16 protein-coding genes and 1 tRNA gene are annotated in these 16,447 nt (G+C 40.4%); 7 read left to right on the top strand and 10 right to left on the bottom strand.

From position 1 onward, the window contains the following. Window positions 1-101: 101 nt before the first annotated feature. Together IFO69_RS18625 and sucC are read right to left on the bottom strand one after the other, a co-directional pair. A tRNA-Arg gene (locus tag IFO69_RS18625) sits at window positions 102-175 on the bottom strand. Between the two features lie 56 nt (window positions 176-231). Then, window positions 232-1,449, bottom strand: a complete 1,218-nt coding sequence (gene sucC / locus IFO69_RS18620) for an ADP-forming succinate--CoA ligase subunit beta (protein ID WP_192011648.1) — start codon at window positions 1,447-1,449, stop codon at window positions 232-234. A gap of 140 nt (window positions 1,450-1,589) precedes the next feature. Between sucC and IFO69_RS18615 the strand changes: the two genes are divergently transcribed. Beyond that, window positions 1,590-2,246: an ABC transporter ATP-binding protein gene (locus IFO69_RS18615; RefSeq protein ID WP_192011647.1), complete on the top strand. Its 657-nt coding sequence runs from the start codon at window positions 1,590-1,592 to the stop codon at window positions 2,244-2,246. Between the two features lie 32 nt (window positions 2,247-2,278). On the opposite strand, the gene IFO69_RS18610 is transcribed toward IFO69_RS18615, so the two are convergent. Then, window positions 2,279-2,737 (bottom strand): peroxiredoxin, encoded by a 459-nt coding sequence (locus tag IFO69_RS18610; protein ID WP_192011646.1) that lies wholly within the window; start codon window positions 2,735-2,737, stop codon window positions 2,279-2,281. Between the two features lie 305 nt (window positions 2,738-3,042). Between IFO69_RS18610 and IFO69_RS18605 the strand changes: the two genes are divergently transcribed. The 6 genes from IFO69_RS18605 (at window position 3,043) to IFO69_RS18580 (ending at window position 8,743) form a co-directional block, all read left to right on the top strand. Continuing rightward, a complete protein-coding gene (locus IFO69_RS18605; RefSeq protein ID WP_192011645.1) occupies window positions 3,043-4,281 on the top strand; it encodes a cation:proton antiporter in 1,239 nt (412 codons plus the stop codon). Between the two features lie 101 nt (window positions 4,282-4,382). Beyond that, window positions 4,383-5,186: a DMT family transporter gene (locus IFO69_RS18600; protein WP_192011745.1), complete on the top strand. Its 804-nt coding sequence runs from the start codon at window positions 4,383-4,385 to the stop codon at window positions 5,184-5,186. Continuing rightward, window positions 5,187-6,662 (top strand): nicotinate phosphoribosyltransferase, encoded by a 1,476-nt coding sequence (locus tag IFO69_RS18595; protein WP_192011644.1) that lies wholly within the window; start codon window positions 5,187-5,189, stop codon window positions 6,660-6,662. A gap of 36 nt (window positions 6,663-6,698) precedes the next feature. Continuing rightward, on the top strand, window positions 6,699-7,316 hold the full coding sequence (gene pncA / locus IFO69_RS18590) for a bifunctional nicotinamidase/pyrazinamidase (protein WP_192011643.1): 618 nt from the start codon (window positions 6,699-6,701) through the stop codon (window positions 7,314-7,316). A gap of 56 nt (window positions 7,317-7,372) precedes the next feature. Next, on the top strand, window positions 7,373-8,164 hold the full coding sequence (locus IFO69_RS18585; RefSeq protein ID WP_192011642.1) for a PhzF family phenazine biosynthesis protein: 792 nt from the start codon (window positions 7,373-7,375) through the stop codon (window positions 8,162-8,164). Between the two features lie 138 nt (window positions 8,165-8,302). Continuing rightward, entirely contained in the window at window positions 8,303-8,743 is a 441-nt protein-coding gene (locus tag IFO69_RS18580; RefSeq protein WP_192011641.1) for an outer membrane insertion C- signal, read from the top strand. A 45-nt stretch (window positions 8,744-8,788) separates the two neighbouring features. Here IFO69_RS18580 and IFO69_RS18575 read toward each other — a convergent pair whose 3' ends face one another. The 7 genes from IFO69_RS18575 to IFO69_RS18545 all read right to left on the bottom strand — a co-directional run bounded on the left by IFO69_RS18575 (window position 8,789) and on the right by IFO69_RS18545 (window position 16,408). Further along, window positions 8,789-9,202: a VOC family protein gene (locus tag IFO69_RS18575; RefSeq protein ID WP_192011640.1), complete on the bottom strand. Its 414-nt coding sequence runs from the start codon at window positions 9,200-9,202 to the stop codon at window positions 8,789-8,791. A gap of 214 nt (window positions 9,203-9,416) precedes the next feature. Further along, window positions 9,417-10,052, bottom strand: a complete 636-nt coding sequence (locus IFO69_RS18570; RefSeq protein ID WP_192011639.1) for a peroxiredoxin — start codon at window positions 10,050-10,052, stop codon at window positions 9,417-9,419. Window positions 10,053-10,377: 325 nt separating this feature from the next. Beyond that, window positions 10,378-10,587, bottom strand: a complete 210-nt coding sequence (locus tag IFO69_RS18565) for a hypothetical protein (protein ID WP_192011638.1) — start codon at window positions 10,585-10,587, stop codon at window positions 10,378-10,380. Between the two features lie 112 nt (window positions 10,588-10,699). Continuing rightward, window positions 10,700-11,464 carry a type I methionyl aminopeptidase gene (map, locus tag IFO69_RS18560; RefSeq protein ID WP_192011637.1) on the bottom strand — a complete coding sequence of 255 codons (765 nt, stop codon included), beginning with the start codon at window positions 11,462-11,464 and terminating at the stop codon, window positions 10,700-10,702. Window positions 11,465-11,676: 212 nt separating this feature from the next. Then, complete coding sequence (locus IFO69_RS18555) at window positions 11,677-13,761, bottom strand: amino acid carrier protein (protein WP_192011636.1); 2,085 nt, start codon at window positions 13,759-13,761, stop codon at window positions 11,677-11,679. Window positions 13,762-14,616: 855 nt separating this feature from the next. Beyond that, window positions 14,617-15,798, bottom strand: a complete 1,182-nt coding sequence (locus IFO69_RS18550; protein ID WP_192011635.1) for a serine hydrolase domain-containing protein — start codon at window positions 15,796-15,798, stop codon at window positions 14,617-14,619. Beyond that, complete coding sequence (locus IFO69_RS18545; protein WP_192011634.1) at window positions 15,791-16,408, bottom strand: hypothetical protein; 618 nt, start codon at window positions 16,406-16,408, stop codon at window positions 15,791-15,793. The genes IFO69_RS18550 and IFO69_RS18545 overlap by 8 nt, the downstream gene beginning before the upstream one ends. Window positions 16,409-16,447 lie beyond the last annotated feature (39 nt).

The following is a 16,447-nucleotide window of genomic DNA, read 5'->3' as shown; positions in this document are numbered from 1 at the left end:
AATCAAATTTGTATCCATCTGTGGGCCAATAGCTTTATTATTTTACTATATAAGGCCTATAAAAATAAAACCTCCCAATGATTACCATTGGGAGGTTTGAGTACGCGCGGAAGGATTCGAACCCTCAACCCTCGGAGCCGAAATCCGATATTCTATCCAGTTGAACTACGCGCGCTTGAGGCCGATTTGAAAACAGGCTGCTTTCAAATCGGCTACAAATATAGACTTTTATTATGCGTTTTTAAGCACTTCTTGTACTTTTTCTGCTGCTTCTTTCAAGGTGATTGCTGAAGCTACTTTTAGGCCTGATTCATCAATGATTCTGGCACCTTCTTCCGCATTGGTTCCTTGTAATCTTACAATGATTGGGATTTGGATATCACCAATTGATTTATAGGCTTCTACCACACCACTGGCGATTCTGTCGCATCTTACGATACCACCAAACACGTTGATCAAGATCGCTTTTACATTTGGATCTTTCAAGATGATTCTAAAACCAGCTTCCACAGTAGTAGCATTGGCTCCACCTCCCACGTCAAGGAAGTTGGCAGGCTCACCACCTGACAATTTGATCATATCCATGGTGGCCATGGCCAGACCAGCACCGTTTACCATACAGCCAACGTTTCCGTCTAGCTTCACATAGTTAAGGTCAGATTTTCCGGCTTCTACTTCCAAAGGGTCCTCCTCAGAAATGTCTCTTAGTTCAGCCAAGTTTCTATGTCTGTAAAGCGCGTTGTCGTCCAAGTTTACCTTGGCATCAACGGCCAAAATCTGGTCGTCAGAAGTTTTCAACACAGGGTTGATCTCAAATTGGGAAGAGTCAGTAGCATCATAAGCTTTGTACAAAGCAGAGATAAACTTCACCATTTCCTTAAATGCATTTCCAGTCAAGCCAAGCGCAAAAGCTACTTTTCTAGCTTGGAAAGCTTGAAGACCTACTTTAGGATCGATCCACTCTTTGATGATTTTTTCTGGAGTCTTTTCAGCTACTTCCTCAATGTCCATTCCACCTTCGGTAGAGGCCATGATCACATTGCATCCTTTGGCTCTGTCCAATAGGATAGATAAGTAATATTCTTTAGGCTCTGAGTCACCAGGATAATAAACATCCTGAGCTACTAGCACTTTGTTGACAGTTTTTCCTTCAGGACCGGTTTGGTGTGTTACCAAGGTTCCTCCTAGGATGTTTTTGGCTTTTTCAGTCACCTCGTCCAACTTCTTGGCCAAAACCACTCCATTAGAACCGGTTTGCTGAATTTTACCTTTACCACGTCCACCTGCATGGATTTGTGCTTTGATCACATACCATGAGGTACCTGTTTCTGCGTTGAGTTGCTTGGCTGCTTCTAGTGCTGCTTCAGGAGTATTGGCTACAATACCCTCTTGAATTTTAACACCGTAACCCTTAAGAACTTCTTTAGCTTGATATTCGTGTATATTCATCCTAGCGAAAATTTTTGCCCGAAGTTAAGTACCAAGCTTCGTTTATTCAAGGATTAAGTCGGTCTTTTTCCCAAAATAAATGCATTTTTGAACTTATCCGTCAAATAGTTTTATCTTTGAAAACTCTCAAATTACCGATCATGTTAAAAGCGCAAGGCATACAAAAATATTACGGCGACCTCCATGTTCTTAAGGGTGTGGATGTTAGCATCAGTTCTGGGGAAATCGTTTCAATAGTGGGTGCCTCCGGAGCTGGAAAAAGTACGCTTTTGCACATCTTGGGCACATTGGATAAGGCTGACCAAGGTGAGGTGACCGTTGGTGACAAGGAAATCTCCAAGCTGAAAGGGGATAAGCTAGCTGCCTATCGCAACACGGAAATTGGTTTTATTTTTCAGTTTCACAATCTTCTTCCAGAATTTACTGCTGAGGAAAATATCATTATTCCAGGTTTGATCGCCCAAAAAGATGAGGCCAAGCTTAAAGAAAAAGCCAAAGAACTGGCAGTGCTATTGGGAATAGAAGGGAGGATGCAACACAAACCTTCAGAACTCAGTGGGGGGGAGCAGCAAAGAGTGGCTGTGGCCAGGGCTTTGATCAACGAACCTAAAATCATCTTTGCGGATGAGCCCAGCGGTAACCTGGATACCCAAAGTGCTGAAGCCCTTCATGAATTGTTTTTTAAGCTAAGAGATCAATTTGGCCAGTCCTTTGTCATTGTTACACACAACAGGGAACTGGCACAGATGGCTGACCGCATGCTGACCATGCAGGATGGCTTGATTATTTCAGAATAATAGTTTAAAACAAGGATTTTTATCCGTTCGTGTTATCTCGCAAAATCTTTCACTTCTTCCATCATGGCTTTTACATGTGCTGGACCATCTAACAAGCCCTCATGAAAAGCTACGATTCGATGTTCTTTGTCCAATAGGTAAGTGATTCTTTTAGGCATTTTAATGATTGGCATCAGGGCATCATATGCTTTGCAAACTTTTCCATCTGTATCACTGAGAAGTTCAAAAGGCAACTGATGCATTTTTTTGAAGGTTTCATGACTTTCTATGGAATCCCTACTGATGCCGACAATAGGTATATCCAATGATTTGAATAGTTGAAAATTGTCCCTGAAACTGCAGACTTCCTTGGTACAGCCACTGGTCTGGTCTTTTGGGTAAAAGAAGATCAAACATGATTTTCCTTTAAAGTCTTCAGAGAGGGTAAAGGTCTTTTCAGAAGTTGATGACAATGAAAAATTAGGTGCCTTGGTTTGCGATTTTAATGCCATGAATCAAGTTGGTTTAATTGAAACAAAATGCTGTACTACCTGCGCTGTCTGCGCAATTTGATAAACAAAATTTTTAAAAAGTTGTTCATAAAAGATCGTGTTTTTAAGGGCTCGGAAACTTTTTTTAAAAGTTTTGAGCTATTATTACAATTGTATGGAGTCTATTGATATTAGTTAAGAATGATTATTTTTGAGTAATATGGCACCTATTATAGGGCCAATTATCTCCATGGTGACCGAAATTATTCAGCTGTAAAACTGTGATTTAGGGCAGTTTTCAGTTTCATATAATTAAAGTATTTAGAATGACCACAACGATCATTATCACTTTATGTACCCTATTGCTGATAGCATATTTGTTTGATTATAGCTTTAAGAAAACAAAGATTCCTTCAGTGATTTTGCTATTGCTTTTAGGCTGGCTCGTGAGACAGGGTACTATGCTCTTTGAGTTAAAGTTGCCTGACCTTTCTTCTATTTTACCGATTCTTGGAACTACAGGTTTGATCTTGATCGTGCTGGAGGGCTCTTTGGAACTTGAATTGAACAAGTCCAAGGTAACTTTGATCAAAAAGTCTTTTTTGGGTGCATTGGCTCCTTTATTGGCGCTTTCTTTTCTGATGGCTTATATTTTTGAGCAATATGGAGGTTATACTTTTAGGGACAGTTTGATCAATGCTATCCCGCTTTGCGTCATCAGTAGTGCCATAGCTATTCCGAGTGTGAGAAACTTGTCCACTTCCAACAAGGAATTTGTGATTTATGAAAGTAGCCTTTCCGACATCCTTGGGGTGGTGTTTTTCAACTTTATTCTCAGAAATGAAACCTTTGGGGTTGATTCCTTTGGAATGTTTGGGTTGCAGCTGGTCGTTATATGTGTCATTTCCTTTGTGGCTACTATCGGCTTATCATTCCTTTTGAGCAGGTTGGAGCACCATATCAAGTTTGTCCCTATTATCCTTTTGACGATATTGATTTATGCGATTTCCTATGTTTACCATTTACCGGCTTTGATCTTTATTTTGATTTTCGGTTTATCCATTGGGAACTTGAATGAACTGCACAACTTGAAGTTCTTTGATGTGTTTAGGACAGATATTTTGAACAAAGAGGTGCAAAAATTCAAAGAGTTGACGATAGAAGCTACCTTTTTGATCAGGTCTTTGTTCTTTTTGTTATTCGGTTATTTGCTGGAAACATCGGAGATTCTCAATACTACTACTTTGGTTTGGTCAGTTGGAATTGTCGTCCTCATATTCATTTTGCGGGCCTTACAATTAAAGCTGAGCAACCTGCCACTTAAGCCTTTGCTATTTGTTGCGCCACGGGGCTTGATCACCGTTTTGCTTTTCCTTTCCATCAGTCCTATCAACAATATTGGTATTGTCAATAAGTCCTTGATTATCCAAGTGATTGTACTGACGGTGCTGGTCATGATGTTTGGCGTGATTATCAGTAATCCTGAAAAAGCCGAAGAAGAACAAAAGAAAGCCGCTGAGGAAAAAGAAAAAGAGGAAGAGGAGCAAAGTACAAAAGCCGTTTAAATTTCATTTCTTAGGAACCAATTCTCCAATTTATTGATTGCAACTAAAATTGAATCGATAAACTAACCTTTTCCGTTTTGAGCCAAAAAAGTGTTCAGCACATGCTGCTAGCAGGGATTTTTTTTGCCATCATGCAAGTGATGGTGAAGTACATCCCTCATCTACCAGCGGTAGAAATTGTATTTTTCAGGTCACTGTTTAGCCTGGTCGCCAGTTATTTGATTCTCAAAAAACAGGATGTGCCCTTGTTCGGCAATAATAAAAAACTATTGATCCTAAGAGGGGCTTCAGGTGCCCTAGGGTTAATCACTTTCTTTTATACCTTGCAGAATATCCCCTTGGCCAGTGCGGTTACCTTGCAGTACCTATCACCCATATTTACGACTATTCTAGGCATTTTCATTGTGAAGGAAAAGGTTAAACCTATCCGTTTCCTGTATTTCGCAATTGCCTTTGGAGGGGTTTTGGTTATCGAAGGTTTTGATCCAAGGATATCCATAATGTATACCCTGATAGGCGTGGCTTCTGGATTCTTTGCAGGGTTAGCTTATAATATTATTCGAAAACTAAAAGGCAGCGAACATCCATTGGTGATTGTCTTTTACTTCCCTTTGGTCACCTTGCCGATTGTTGGGGTTTGGAGCTACTTTAATTGGGTAATGCCAATGGGGTGGGATTGGCTTTTGCTTTTAGGCATAGGCATTTTCACCCAACTGGCCCAATATTATATGACACTAGCTTATCAACATGCCAATCTCGCCAAGATTACGAGCTTAAATTATATTGGAATTGTATATGCATTGTTTTTTGGTTTTATCTTTTTCGGTGAAACCTTTAACTTGCTTACTTATTTAGGAATGGGTTTGGTGCTGTTAGGTGTTATTTTAAATATTAGATCTAAATAAATGAAGATTACCCGGGATTTGTACCAAGGTTCACTGGCCTTATTGACGGATTTTTATCAATTGACCATGGCCTATGCTTATTGGAAGTCTGGAAAGGCTGAACAGGAAGCTGTATTTAATTTGTTTTTTAGAAAAAACCCTTTCCAAAGTGGTTTTACCATAGCAGCTGGCTTGGACTATGTGATAGACTATTGCAGGAATTTCAAGTTTGATGAAAATGACTTGGCCTATCTTCAAGAGATGACATTGGAAAGTGGCGAGCCTACATTTGACCCAGAGTTTATTCAGTATTTACGTAATTTGGAATTTTCGTGTGACATCGACGCTGTAGAAGAGGGAGCTGTGGTTTTTCCCAATACTCCTTTGATCAGGGTAAAAGGGCCTTTATTGCAATGCCAACTGTTGGAGACCCCAATGCTCAATATCATCAACTTTCAGACTTTGGTGGCCACCAAAGCGGCTAGAATAACTTTAGAAGCAAAAGGAGATACTGTTCTGGAATTTGGCTTGAGAAGGGCACAGGGGATTGATGGGGCTTTGGCTGCCAGTAGGGCAAGCTACATTGGAGGATGTTCATCCACCAGTAATGTGATGGCTGGAAAACTCTTTGGGATACCTGTTTCGGGTACTCATGCGCACAGTTGGATCATGGCATTTGAAAGTGAAATTGAAGCCTTTGAGGCTTATGCCGATGCCTTTCCGGATAATTGTATTTTCCTGGTGGATACTTATGATACCATTAGGGGAGTCCAAAATGCCATCAAAGTGGGCAGGGCTTTGGAGGCCAGAGGAAAGAAGTTGTTGGGGGTGCGAATTGATTCCGGGGATTTGGCTTATTACAGCAATATGGCCAGGGAGTTATTAGATGAGGCTGGATTCAAGGATACCAAAGTAGTGGCCAGCAATGATCTGGATGAGCATATTTTGTCTTCTTTGAAGATGCAGGAAGCTTCCATTGACATTTGGGGAATTGGTACCAAACTAGTAACGGCCTATGACCAGCCTGCTTTAGGGGCAGTGTACAAAATGGCAGCTTTAAAGGACAGTTCAGGCATCTGGGTGCCGAAAGTAAAGGTTTCCCAACAATCCATTAAGATCAATATTCCTGGTTTCCATAATGTGAAGCGTTTTTATAAAAATGGGAAGGCAGTTTCGGATATGATATTTTTGGAAAGCGATCAAGGGCTTCAAGAAGAAGTTACCATCATAGATCCTTATGACCCTACCAAAAGGAAAAAAATAAAACCGGAAAGTATGGAAAGCAAAACCCTGCTGGTACCCATTTTTAAGAAAGGTAAAAAGGTGTATACCCGTCCACAATTGGATGAGATTAGAAACAGGACATTGGCCAATTTGGACCGGTTTGACAAAGCGCATAAGCGATTGATCAATCCACATATTTATCCGGTTGGATTGGAAGAATCCCTGTATCACCTAAGAACGGATTTGGTTTTGAAAGCAAAAAACTATAATTAACTTATAGGAATTGCTGAAATAAAAATAAACATTCCTATGGAAGCATTACTGATTGTTGATGTCCAAAATGATTTCCTTCCAGGAGGTGCTTTGGCTGTGACTGAAGGGGATAAGATCATTCCGATCATCAATAAGCTACAGGAGAAATTTGATTTTATCATTGCCACCCAAGACTGGCATCCGGCTGACCACAAGAGTTTTGCAGCCAATCATACCGGGAAAAAGCCTGGAGAAGTGATCAAGCTTGGCGGAACGGACCAGATGCTATGGCCAGTACATTGTGTGCAGGAGAGTGAAGGGGCTGAATTTCATGCTGCCCTAGACCGTAGCAAATGGAAAAAGGTTTTTAGAAAAGGACTGAACCCCTTGGTGGATTCCTACAGCGGTTTTTTTGATAACAAGAAAAAGGAAGACACTGGCCTTACCGCATTTCTTCATGAAAATGGTATTACTGATGTCTATGTTACCGGATTGGCAGCAGATTATTGCGTCAAATTCACTGTGTTGGATGCCTTAAAAGAAGGTTTTGATACCTATTTGATCAAGGATGCCACCAAGGCGGTCAACTTGTCACCAAACGATTATGACAATGCCTTAAAAGAAATGAACAAATCAGGTGCAGAAGTGCTTTTGAGCCAAGCTGTTTCTTTTTAATTCACTTATCTTTAAATTATATCCATAATCCTTTCCCACTTTTAAACGCCTAGAATATGCAACTTCCCATAGTGACAGTAGATGCTTTTACAGACACCCCCTTTTCTGGTAATCCAGCTGCTATTTGCCTCTTACCAGGTCCATTGGCAGAGGAAGGCATGCAACTGATTGCTGCTGAAATGAACTTAAGCGAAACAGCTTTTTTGGAGCAAACAGGGCCTGCTTCTTTTAACTTGAGATGGTTTACCCCTTTGAAAGAAGTGGATTTGTGTGGTCATGCTACACTGGCCAGTGCCTATATGCTGTACATTGAAGAGGTAGTAGACAGCCAAGAGGAAATTAGTTTCCAGACCAAAAGCGGGGAGCTGAAAGTAAGTATGGTGGAAGGAGAAATCCAGATGGATTTTCCTTTGCTGGAAACAAAAGTAGGTCAACATCCTTATTTTGTGGATGATTTTTTTGGTCAAAAAGTAGTGGCAGCAGCCTCGTTAAAAGGAAATTGGATTTTGGAACTGGAAAGCTATCATACCTTGGAATATGTAGAACCAGAATTTAATGTGCTCTCCCTGCACAGTGAGCAAGGTATCATTATCACCGCAAAGGGAAATAATGATTTTGATATATACTCCCGTTATTTTGCCCCCAATTTAGGAATCAATGAAGATCCCGTAACAGGATTTGCACATTGTGCCCTAATGGACTATTGGTTTAAGAAGGAGGGAAAGAGTAGCTTAAAAGCTTATCAGGCAAGTAAGCGAGAAGGAGAAATGCGACTTTTAAAAGAAGGGGATAGGGTCAAGATTTTTGGAAAAGCAGTGAAGATTTTTGAAGGTTTTCTGGAAGTTTAACTTGGGTTTAGAGATAAAAAAAAGGAAAATTCAGTAAAGTAGTCAAATATTTAGTTAAAAATATTGGTCTTACTATTATATTTTAACTTTGAATAGTTAAATTAATGGAAGTGTATTTTTAACCTAACTTATTGAACAATGAAAAAGTTATTACTCGTATTTTCCTTTTTGGTGATGTGTTATGGTTTACAGGCACAAGAACTTGGTATTCGTTTCGGTGATGGCTATAATAATGTAGCGATCGATGGAGTGTTTTCTTTGGGACAGTTTAGTAGGGTGCATGCTGACGTTAATTTCGGACATGGTGTAGGAGTGGAGGCACTTTGGGACTTTTTGTACAGACCTTTAGCTGATGTAGATGGTTTGCATTGGTACGTAGGAGCTGGTCCTGCCTTATGGATAGATGATCCTTTTTATCTCGGTGCGGCTGGTGAAATAGGTGTAGAGTATCATTTTGACTTTCCGCTAGCGATAGGTGTGGACTGGCGACCCATACTTTGGATCATTGAGGATACTGATTTTAGGGCAGACTCCTTTGGGATCAATATCCGGTATGTTTTTGGAAATGTGGATCGTTAATCAAAACAAAGGCCAGCTCATCGAGCTGGCCTTTGTTTTGATTATTTATTTTGTCCTTACTTCAAGGATTTTATCATATTCTTCATCATTAGGTTCCCAGAGTTCAATTTTATTGCCTTCTGGATCCATAATATGGATGAACTTTCCATATTCGTAAGTTTCGATTTCATCTGTGATGGTCACCCCTTCCTTCTTGAGCTCTTTGAGCAATTCCTCTAAATTCTCCACCCGGTAATTGATCATAAATTCCTTTTGCGAAGGCTGAAAGTAGGTGGTTTGATCAGAAAATGGACTCCACTGGGAAAAGCCCTTTTTATCAGGATGGTCACTCTGACGCCACTCAAAAGTGGTTCCATACTTGTCGGTATTCATGCCCAGGTTTTTGGCATACCATTCTTTCATCTTATCAGGGTCTTGGCATTTGAAAAAGATGCCTCCTATTCCGGTTACTTTTTTCATTATAATTGGGTTTGGTTTGTTTCTGGTAATATAAAAATGTATTTGCTGGTTTAAAAATGCAAAGAGCAATTAAGGCTAGATTGATGTTTAATCTAAAATGATGCCTGCTCGTTGGCTTAGCTTTTGTAAAATATAGAGGGAATGCAAAGCGAAAAAAATGAAAAGCCCTTGGAAACTCAATTTCCAAGGGCTTAGTTAAAACCTTTCTTATTAATTACAGGTTAGGCTGAGGAGTAGTTCTCAAATATGGCTTGATTTCCTTATGTCCTTTTGGGAACTTGGCAGGGATGTCCTCATTGGCGATGGCCGGCGCAATGACCACGTCATCACCATGCTGCCAGTTAGCAGGCGTGGCCACTGAATAATTAGCGGTCAACTGCAATGAATCAATCACCCTCAACAGTTCATTGAAGTTTCTTCCTGTACTCGCTGGATAGGTAATGATCAATTTGATCTTTTTATCCGGCCCAATGATAAATACCGACCTCACGGTCAATTTCTCATTCGCATTGGGGTGTATCATATCATAGAGTTCAGATACTTTTCTGTCTTCATCAGCGATTATTGGGTAGTTTACTTCAGTCTGTTGGGTTTCATTGATATCATTTACCCAGCCTTTGTGACTTTCCAGTCCATCTACGCTCAAGGCAATCATTTTGACATTTCTCTTTTCAAAATCCCCTTTAAGCTTAGCAGCTGTTCCCAACTCGGTGGTACATACAGGAGTATAATCAGCAGGGTGGGAGAAGAGAATTCCCCAGCTATCCCCTAGGTATTCATAAAAGTTGATTTTACCGGCGGTGCTATCAGCAGTGAAATCCGGTGCAGTATCTCCTAATCTTAATGACATAATATAATGGTTTTTTTGGTTAAACTTTTAGTCTATAGGTTTTGTAGGAAAACGATAATTGTTTACTAAAAGTTTTATATTTACGGTTTATTTTTTAATTAATTCCATTTACCGGGTTTTACGAAAATATAAGTGTCTAAAAGGCTTCAAATTGACCAAATAAACCCAAACCTCCCAAGTTTTTGTTGGGTGAGTTAATATATCTTTTTTTCCTCAATACTACTTATGACCGGCTGAGATTAATGGTGTATGATTTTAATCGATTAGAGAATAACCCATTTTAATTAACTTGCCTTTAGCAGTTAAAGAAACTTTCTGAATAATTCTAAAAAATGATAGAATAGGTTTCCGGTTCCTTAATGGTCTCAAAGTTATGGGCGGTGAAAACTTCCTCATCTCTGTTGATGTAAAAATCACAAAGGTCTTTAAAAGCATCAATCCGACCTTGTATCTTCTTCGAATCACCCGGATGTAATTTACGTATTATAAGGTCATTTTCTTGATCGAAATAGAGTTGGGAATAAGGCTCATCCAAGTGGTTTATGAAGTTTAATATACTCTCAAAAGCTGTATTACCGAAAAGTGCCGAATTGAGGGGAGTTAATCTTGATTAATTGAACAAGCTTTGATTTAAGTCATAGGCTTTCTCAATTCCAAATCCCATTGGCAGCTGTGAGAATCACGGGTACTTCATCTGTGATCAATATGGTGTGCTCATGCTGGGTGATATATCCGCCCCTATTTCCTACTAAAGTCCATCCGTCTGATAGTTCCACAGCTTGGGTGGAATGGGTAGCAATAAATGTTTCAATGGCCACAGTGGTATTTTTCTGGAACCTTTCATTATTTCCCTTGACCCTATAATTTAGAATGTTATCTGGCTTCTCATGAAGGCTTCTTCCCACTCCATGTCCTGCCAAATTCTTGAGAACCTTATAACCTGACTTCTTCGCTTCGGATTCTATGAGGTAGCCAATATCAGCGATCTTGATACCTCCTTTGATTTGCTGAATGGCTTTATGTAAAATCTCTTTGGAAGCATCCACTAAAGGTTGATGGAGGTAAATGTCTTTCCCAATCACAAATGAACCTCCATTGTCAGACCAAAAACCATTGAGCTCTGCAGAAACATCGATGTTGATCAAGTCACCTTCTTGGATTATTTTCTGGGTCGAGGGGATTCCATGGGCAGCCTCATTGTTCAGGCTGATACAGGTATAGCCTGGAAATCCATAAGTTTCTAATGGTGCTGATTTTGATCCATAGCTTTTTAAAATACTGCCTCCAAATTCGTCCAACTCTTTGGTGGACATGCCCACTTTGGCATACTCTCGCATGAGCTTGAGCGTAGTGGCTACAACCTCACTGATTTCTTGCATTCCGGTAAGTTCTGAAACTGAAGTGATAGACATTTTAAATCTTTAAGAATGTTTTGAACAGTGAAGGTAGTTCGATAAAACCATAGATGCAATGAACGTTGTTTCCAAATCCCTTAACATGTTAATATGATTTATTAACGACTTTTAATCACTAGTATTGGACCATAAGCCAAGATATCAAAGAACCTGGCCGTTTCAAGAAAAGGCTATATCGAAGTAGTTTGGGGATTTTGAACAATATTTTCTTAGGCTGTTACTTTATCCTGATTCTTCTGACTTGAAAACAATTCCCCCTTTTTTAATTTCTTCAGGTAATTTTGCATGTCCTTTCTGACCTCGCCACTCATGATGTAAAGTCCGATGATATTGGGAAATGACATGGATAAAATCATCATATCGGAGAAGTCCAGCACAGCTCCCAAGCTGACAGAGGCTCCAACTACCACAAAAATAACAAATACCAATTTATAAGCTAATTCTGACTTTTTGCTATTCCCAAACAGGTAGGTCCAAGCTCTTAAGCCATAATAGGACCAAGAGACCATGGAGGAGAACGCAAACAAAAATACCGCAACGGCCAATAGGTAGGGAAACCAAGAGATGACACTGGCAAAGGCTTCAGAGGTTAGGGCTACTCCTCCCAGACCTTCCACTTCATGTTTTCCAGTGAAAATGATGACCAAAGCTGTTAGGGTACAAACGACTATGGTATCTACAAAAGGTTCTAAAAGCCCTACGAAGCCTTCAGATGGAGGGTGGTTTGTCTTCACGGGGCTATGGGCAATCGCAGCAGAACCAACACCTGCTTCGTTGGAAAATACCCCTCTTTGGAAACCGATTACCAAGACACCAATAAAACCACCTTTGAGGGCAGAGGGGTTGAAAGCTCCATCCCAAATCGCAGAAAATGCCTGTCCTATATTACCAATATTGACCAAGATCACCACCAAGGCGCCAAAAATATAGAGGCCTGCCATAAATGGAACAATTTTCTCAGTTACCTTGGCAATGCTGTCAATTCCACCAATGATTACAATACCTACCAAGATGGCCAGCACTACACCCACCCAAAAGCCCAATCCTTCCAAAATAGGAAATTGATTGGATAAAATCTCATAGGACTGGTTGGCTTGAAACATATTTCCACCACCGAATGAAAACCCTACACAAAGCACGGCAAAGAAGGCAGCGAGGAATTTACCCAAGGACTTAAGGTTTCTTTTTTCAAGTCCATAGCGAAGGTAATTCATAGGGCCTCCAAAAATATTGCCATTGTCAGCAATGGTCCTGTACTTTAGGCCAAGTAGGCATTCTACAAACTTGGAAGACATACCCAGGAAACCGGCCATAATAATCCAAAAGGTAGCTCCTGCGCCGCCAAGGGAAATCGCTATGGCTACACCGGCGATATTGCCTAAACCCACCGTGGCAGAAGTCGCTGTGGCAAAGGCCTGAAAGTGGGTTATTTTACCAGGAGCATCATCCTCATTGAATTTACCTGAGGCCAATTGAATGGCGTGCTTAAAGCCCCTGATGTTGATGAAACCCATTTTAATGGTGAAGAAAATGGCTCCCAGTACCAACCAGATGACGATAAATGATATGGGATGGGTTCGTGCATCTCCATTGGGATGGGTCAATACAACCGGATTATCGTATTTTACCTTCGCAAATACGTGTGCGCCCGTTTCAATCAAATCCTCCTTGTTTTCTGCATTGTAAATGGTCTCTCCAGTCTCAACCAATGGCTGTAAGATGCCCGTAGCCGGTGCATTTACCCTCAATTCTCCTTGGTTTTGAGAAAGAATTACGGCTATTGGATCTCCTTCCTTTATATGGCTACCTGACTGCACCAACCATTGCTTCAAAGTGAACTTGTCTTTCATACCGGCTTTCCAACCAGGTATTTCCACCTCTTTGTTTTGTGCAAAGCTCCTTGGATCATAAATTCCAATGGCTTCGAATGGATCCCAAAACAGGATGGTGGTCAAGCCCTCTACCAAAGGGGAAAAGGCACCATTAAAATGCTCAGTGACAGATTGGGATTTTACTTTGCCCGTTACCTTTTGGGATTTTCCCTCACTGTCGGTAACCACCAAAGAGTATTTAACACCTTCTACTAATCCAGTGGCTTTTGCAGCATCGAGCGGCGTAGATGGATTGCTCCACCTATAAGTGTATGGAGGTTTCCCTCCTTGCACTGATGCCTCCATATAACCATCATTGATCAGTGTGGAGGCGTTGCCGGTAGTCAAAGAAACCTTTAACCCTTGAGCAGAAAGTGGAATAAGTGTAAATAAGAAAAAGCAAGTGAATAAATATTTCAACATGTAAGTTTAATTTTAAATGCAGTTATGCGCTAAATAGCTATTAACCTTATGCCTGATTTATAGATGAGGAAGTAATGGCTTTAACCAGATAATTAAGGAAACTACTGTGTCAATTGTTTGGTAAACGTGAAGAGAAATCCATTGGCACAACTTTGCTAGTGGATTGAGGTTTAGCCTCGAATGATTCCTTTGAATATATTAACAGGAGTCAATGGGTTTTGTTATCTCATCATTGCGATAAGGCAAAGCCTAAAAAAGTAAGTAAAGGTTGGGATGTACTTTCATGCGATCCAGGATACAAAATAATTTTCGATTTGAGGGTATAAAACGCTTTGTATAAATGTTCATTTTCAAATGTTTTTACGTTTTCTCAGAACAGGTTTCTTCAAAAAACCAGAATAAGGACTTTACCAGGTCAAGTTTTAATATTATGTATACCCGCAATTTTACCAATAGAGATTAAAAGCGAGTAGAAACTACCCTTTTGATTAAAGCATCAACTGCTTTGGTCTTCAGGTCTACCTGGCAGTTAGACAGGCTTCCGACCACTTGAGCAAAGGATGTATGGTTACTGGCATCATAGCGGATAATCAGATTTAATATTTAGTACAACAACCCAGCAAAATTAATTCCATGTTTAGGCTATAATTGATAAAATTACCGGGTTTTAATAAATTAATGTGATAAAGGGGCTTAATTGCTTTTTAGGAAAACCAAGCCAGCGTTTTGGACTAAAGGTCTAATAATCACAAATGTTATCGTTTTATTATTTCATGATTTAAGGTTATCCTCGTTATTTCAAATTGAACCACATATGATCAAGAAGTAGGGATTGATTTGGCCATCCATTAGAAATTAGTCTTTTAGGGCAGAGATGATATGCTCCGTGGCATCTTTGGTGGAGACAAATTCGTCAATTTTTCCATAGTTACTATTGGCAGCATAGGCGATGGAGGTGGAGTCATCCGGGAAGTAGAGCATATTGGCATAATACCCTATGGCATCGCCACTGTGCATATAGGCTATTCCCGAAGGCGTTTCTATTCGAAATATGCCTAAACCATAAGCAATCGGGAAAAACTCAGGATCCGGCTCTTTCGGGCTTTTCCATGTGAGCATTTGATCTAAGTATTCGGCATTGAGTAACTTGTGTCCCATCAAGGCTTGAAAGAAGGTATTCAAGTCCTTGGGGTTGGAAATCAGCCCTCCATCGGCAGTGAAATAGTCCCAGCCGCTGAAATAGGTAGACTCCACCACCTGAAGCTTGCTGTATAAGTCAATATAGCCTCTCACAATACCATCAGGTACAGGGTTCTTAGCTGCAAATTGTGTCATGGATAAATTTAGGGGCCGGAATATTTTCTCATCAAATACCTCATAAAAAGGCTTTCCTTCAATTTGCTCTATCAACATCCCCAGCAAGATATACCCTGTGTTGGAATAGCGAACATCTGTCCCCGGTTTAAAATAAGCCCTTTTGCCTTCAGCATAAGACAATAATTCATCAGGTGTCCACTCCTTGATCAGGTCATTAAGGGACGCAGTTTGGAATTTGAGGTTTTGGATATAGTTAAAGATACCGCTGGAATGTTGGAGGAGTTGTTTGATAGTAGCTTTGTCAGCATTGTCAATTCTGTTAATCACATCAGCCTGTAGGTAATCAGCAATTGGATCATCGAGTTCCAGCTTACCTTCTTGTGCCAGCATCAATACTGTGGTGGCTGTGAACATTTTGACCGTTGAACCCACTCTAGATATGTTGCATGGTTTCATATGGATATTATTGTTCAGGTCGGCTTTGCCACTGCCACCGATCCAGATTCCTGATTGAGGTTGATAAACTGACATGGTCATGCCAACCACTCCATTGGAAACTAATTCATCTATTAGGTTTTGGTACTTGGAATTATTTTCATTTTCAGCACTGCTGTCTGAAAAGGTGAAACCGCAAGTGTAAAATGCTGGAGCGATATCATCACCTTCTCTACAGGAGGATAAAAGTAGTATCGCTAATAAAACGGTCAAGGTTCTATTCATGGCTGTGGTCGTTTTTATGCAGGAAGAATTTAATGCCAAAGTGTAAGTTGACATGGGTCATGGCAGGGATAAACCCAGGAGAATAAGGGTACTCAGCCCAGGATTGATAGCGAACAAATACTTTAGGGCTGCTATCCCGTGATGGATTTAAGTAATAGCCCAAGTCCAAAGAAAGGGAAGGGAAAAGTCTGGAATTTCCCTTATCATTTTGCTTATGGTATGTACCATCCGAAAATGTAAACTCCTCTGATGTGGTAAAAGTGTGCATATATCCCAGACCTAAAAGGCCTGTGATGGCCAAGCCATTTTTTAATCGACTTTCGTAGCCCAGTTCACTGCTGAGGCCTACTCCTTGGGCAAGGTAATTATGATAGAAATAGGACAGGTTGGCCGTCTGAAAGAATCTTGATCCGGCTTTGGTGCTGTAATTAAATTCTGTTCCTATTTGAATACCGGGATGAACAGGGGTAGAGAAAAAGCTCGTGAATGGAAGGGCCGTAGCTTGGTTGAACAGGGATAAATTAATGGGCAGGGCCTTGCTTTGCCCGAAGCTAGTTCCTGCGTAAAGCAGAAGTATGATAAAAATGAGAGGATGCCTAATATTCCGCATGACTTGTTTTTTTTTGCAAAACAACACATAGGAGTAATG

The sequence above is a fragment of the Echinicola arenosa genome, from assembly GCF_014841125.1.
GTDB lineage: Bacteria > Bacteroidota > Bacteroidia > Cytophagales > Cyclobacteriaceae > Echinicola > Echinicola arenosa.
This window is presented reverse-complemented; position numbering and strand designations above follow the sequence as displayed.

Excerpts from the sequence above, each read along its gene's own strand:
- sucC (WP_192011648.1), bottom strand. The coding sequence starts at position 1,449 with ATGAATATACACGAATATCAAGCTAAAGAAGTTCTTAAGGGTTACGGT.
- IFO69_RS18615 (WP_192011647.1), top strand. The coding sequence starts at position 1,590 with ATGTTAAAAGCGCAAGGCATACAAAAATATTACGGCGACCTCCATGTT.
- IFO69_RS18610 (WP_192011646.1), bottom strand. The coding sequence starts at position 2,737 with ATGGCATTAAAATCGCAAACCAAGGCACCTAATTTTTCATTGTCATCA.
- IFO69_RS18605 (WP_192011645.1), top strand. The coding sequence starts at position 3,043 with ATGACCACAACGATCATTATCACTTTATGTACCCTATTGCTGATAGCA.
- IFO69_RS18600 (WP_192011745.1), top strand. The coding sequence starts at position 4,383 with ATGCTGCTAGCAGGGATTTTTTTTGCCATCATGCAAGTGATGGTGAAG.
- IFO69_RS18595 (WP_192011644.1), top strand. The coding sequence starts at position 5,187 with ATGAAGATTACCCGGGATTTGTACCAAGGTTCACTGGCCTTATTGACG.
- pncA (WP_192011643.1), top strand. The coding sequence starts at position 6,699 with ATGGAAGCATTACTGATTGTTGATGTCCAAAATGATTTCCTTCCAGGA.
- IFO69_RS18585 (WP_192011642.1), top strand. The coding sequence starts at position 7,373 with ATGCAACTTCCCATAGTGACAGTAGATGCTTTTACAGACACCCCCTTT.
- IFO69_RS18580 (WP_192011641.1), top strand. The coding sequence starts at position 8,303 with ATGAAAAAGTTATTACTCGTATTTTCCTTTTTGGTGATGTGTTATGGT.
- IFO69_RS18575 (WP_192011640.1), bottom strand. The coding sequence starts at position 9,202 with ATGAAAAAAGTAACCGGAATAGGAGGCATCTTTTTCAAATGCCAAGAC.
- IFO69_RS18570 (WP_192011639.1), bottom strand. The coding sequence starts at position 10,052 with ATGTCATTAAGATTAGGAGATACTGCACCGGATTTCACTGCTGATAGC.
- map (WP_192011637.1), bottom strand. The coding sequence starts at position 11,464 with ATGTCTATCACTTCAGTTTCAGAACTTACCGGAATGCAAGAAATCAGT.
- IFO69_RS18555 (WP_192011636.1), bottom strand. The coding sequence starts at position 13,761 with ATGTTGAAATATTTATTCACTTGCTTTTTCTTATTTACACTTATTCCA.
- IFO69_RS18550 (WP_192011635.1), bottom strand. The coding sequence starts at position 15,798 with ATGAATAGAACCTTGACCGTTTTATTAGCGATACTACTTTTATCCTCC.
- IFO69_RS18545 (WP_192011634.1), bottom strand. The coding sequence starts at position 16,408 with ATGCGGAATATTAGGCATCCTCTCATTTTTATCATACTTCTGCTTTAC.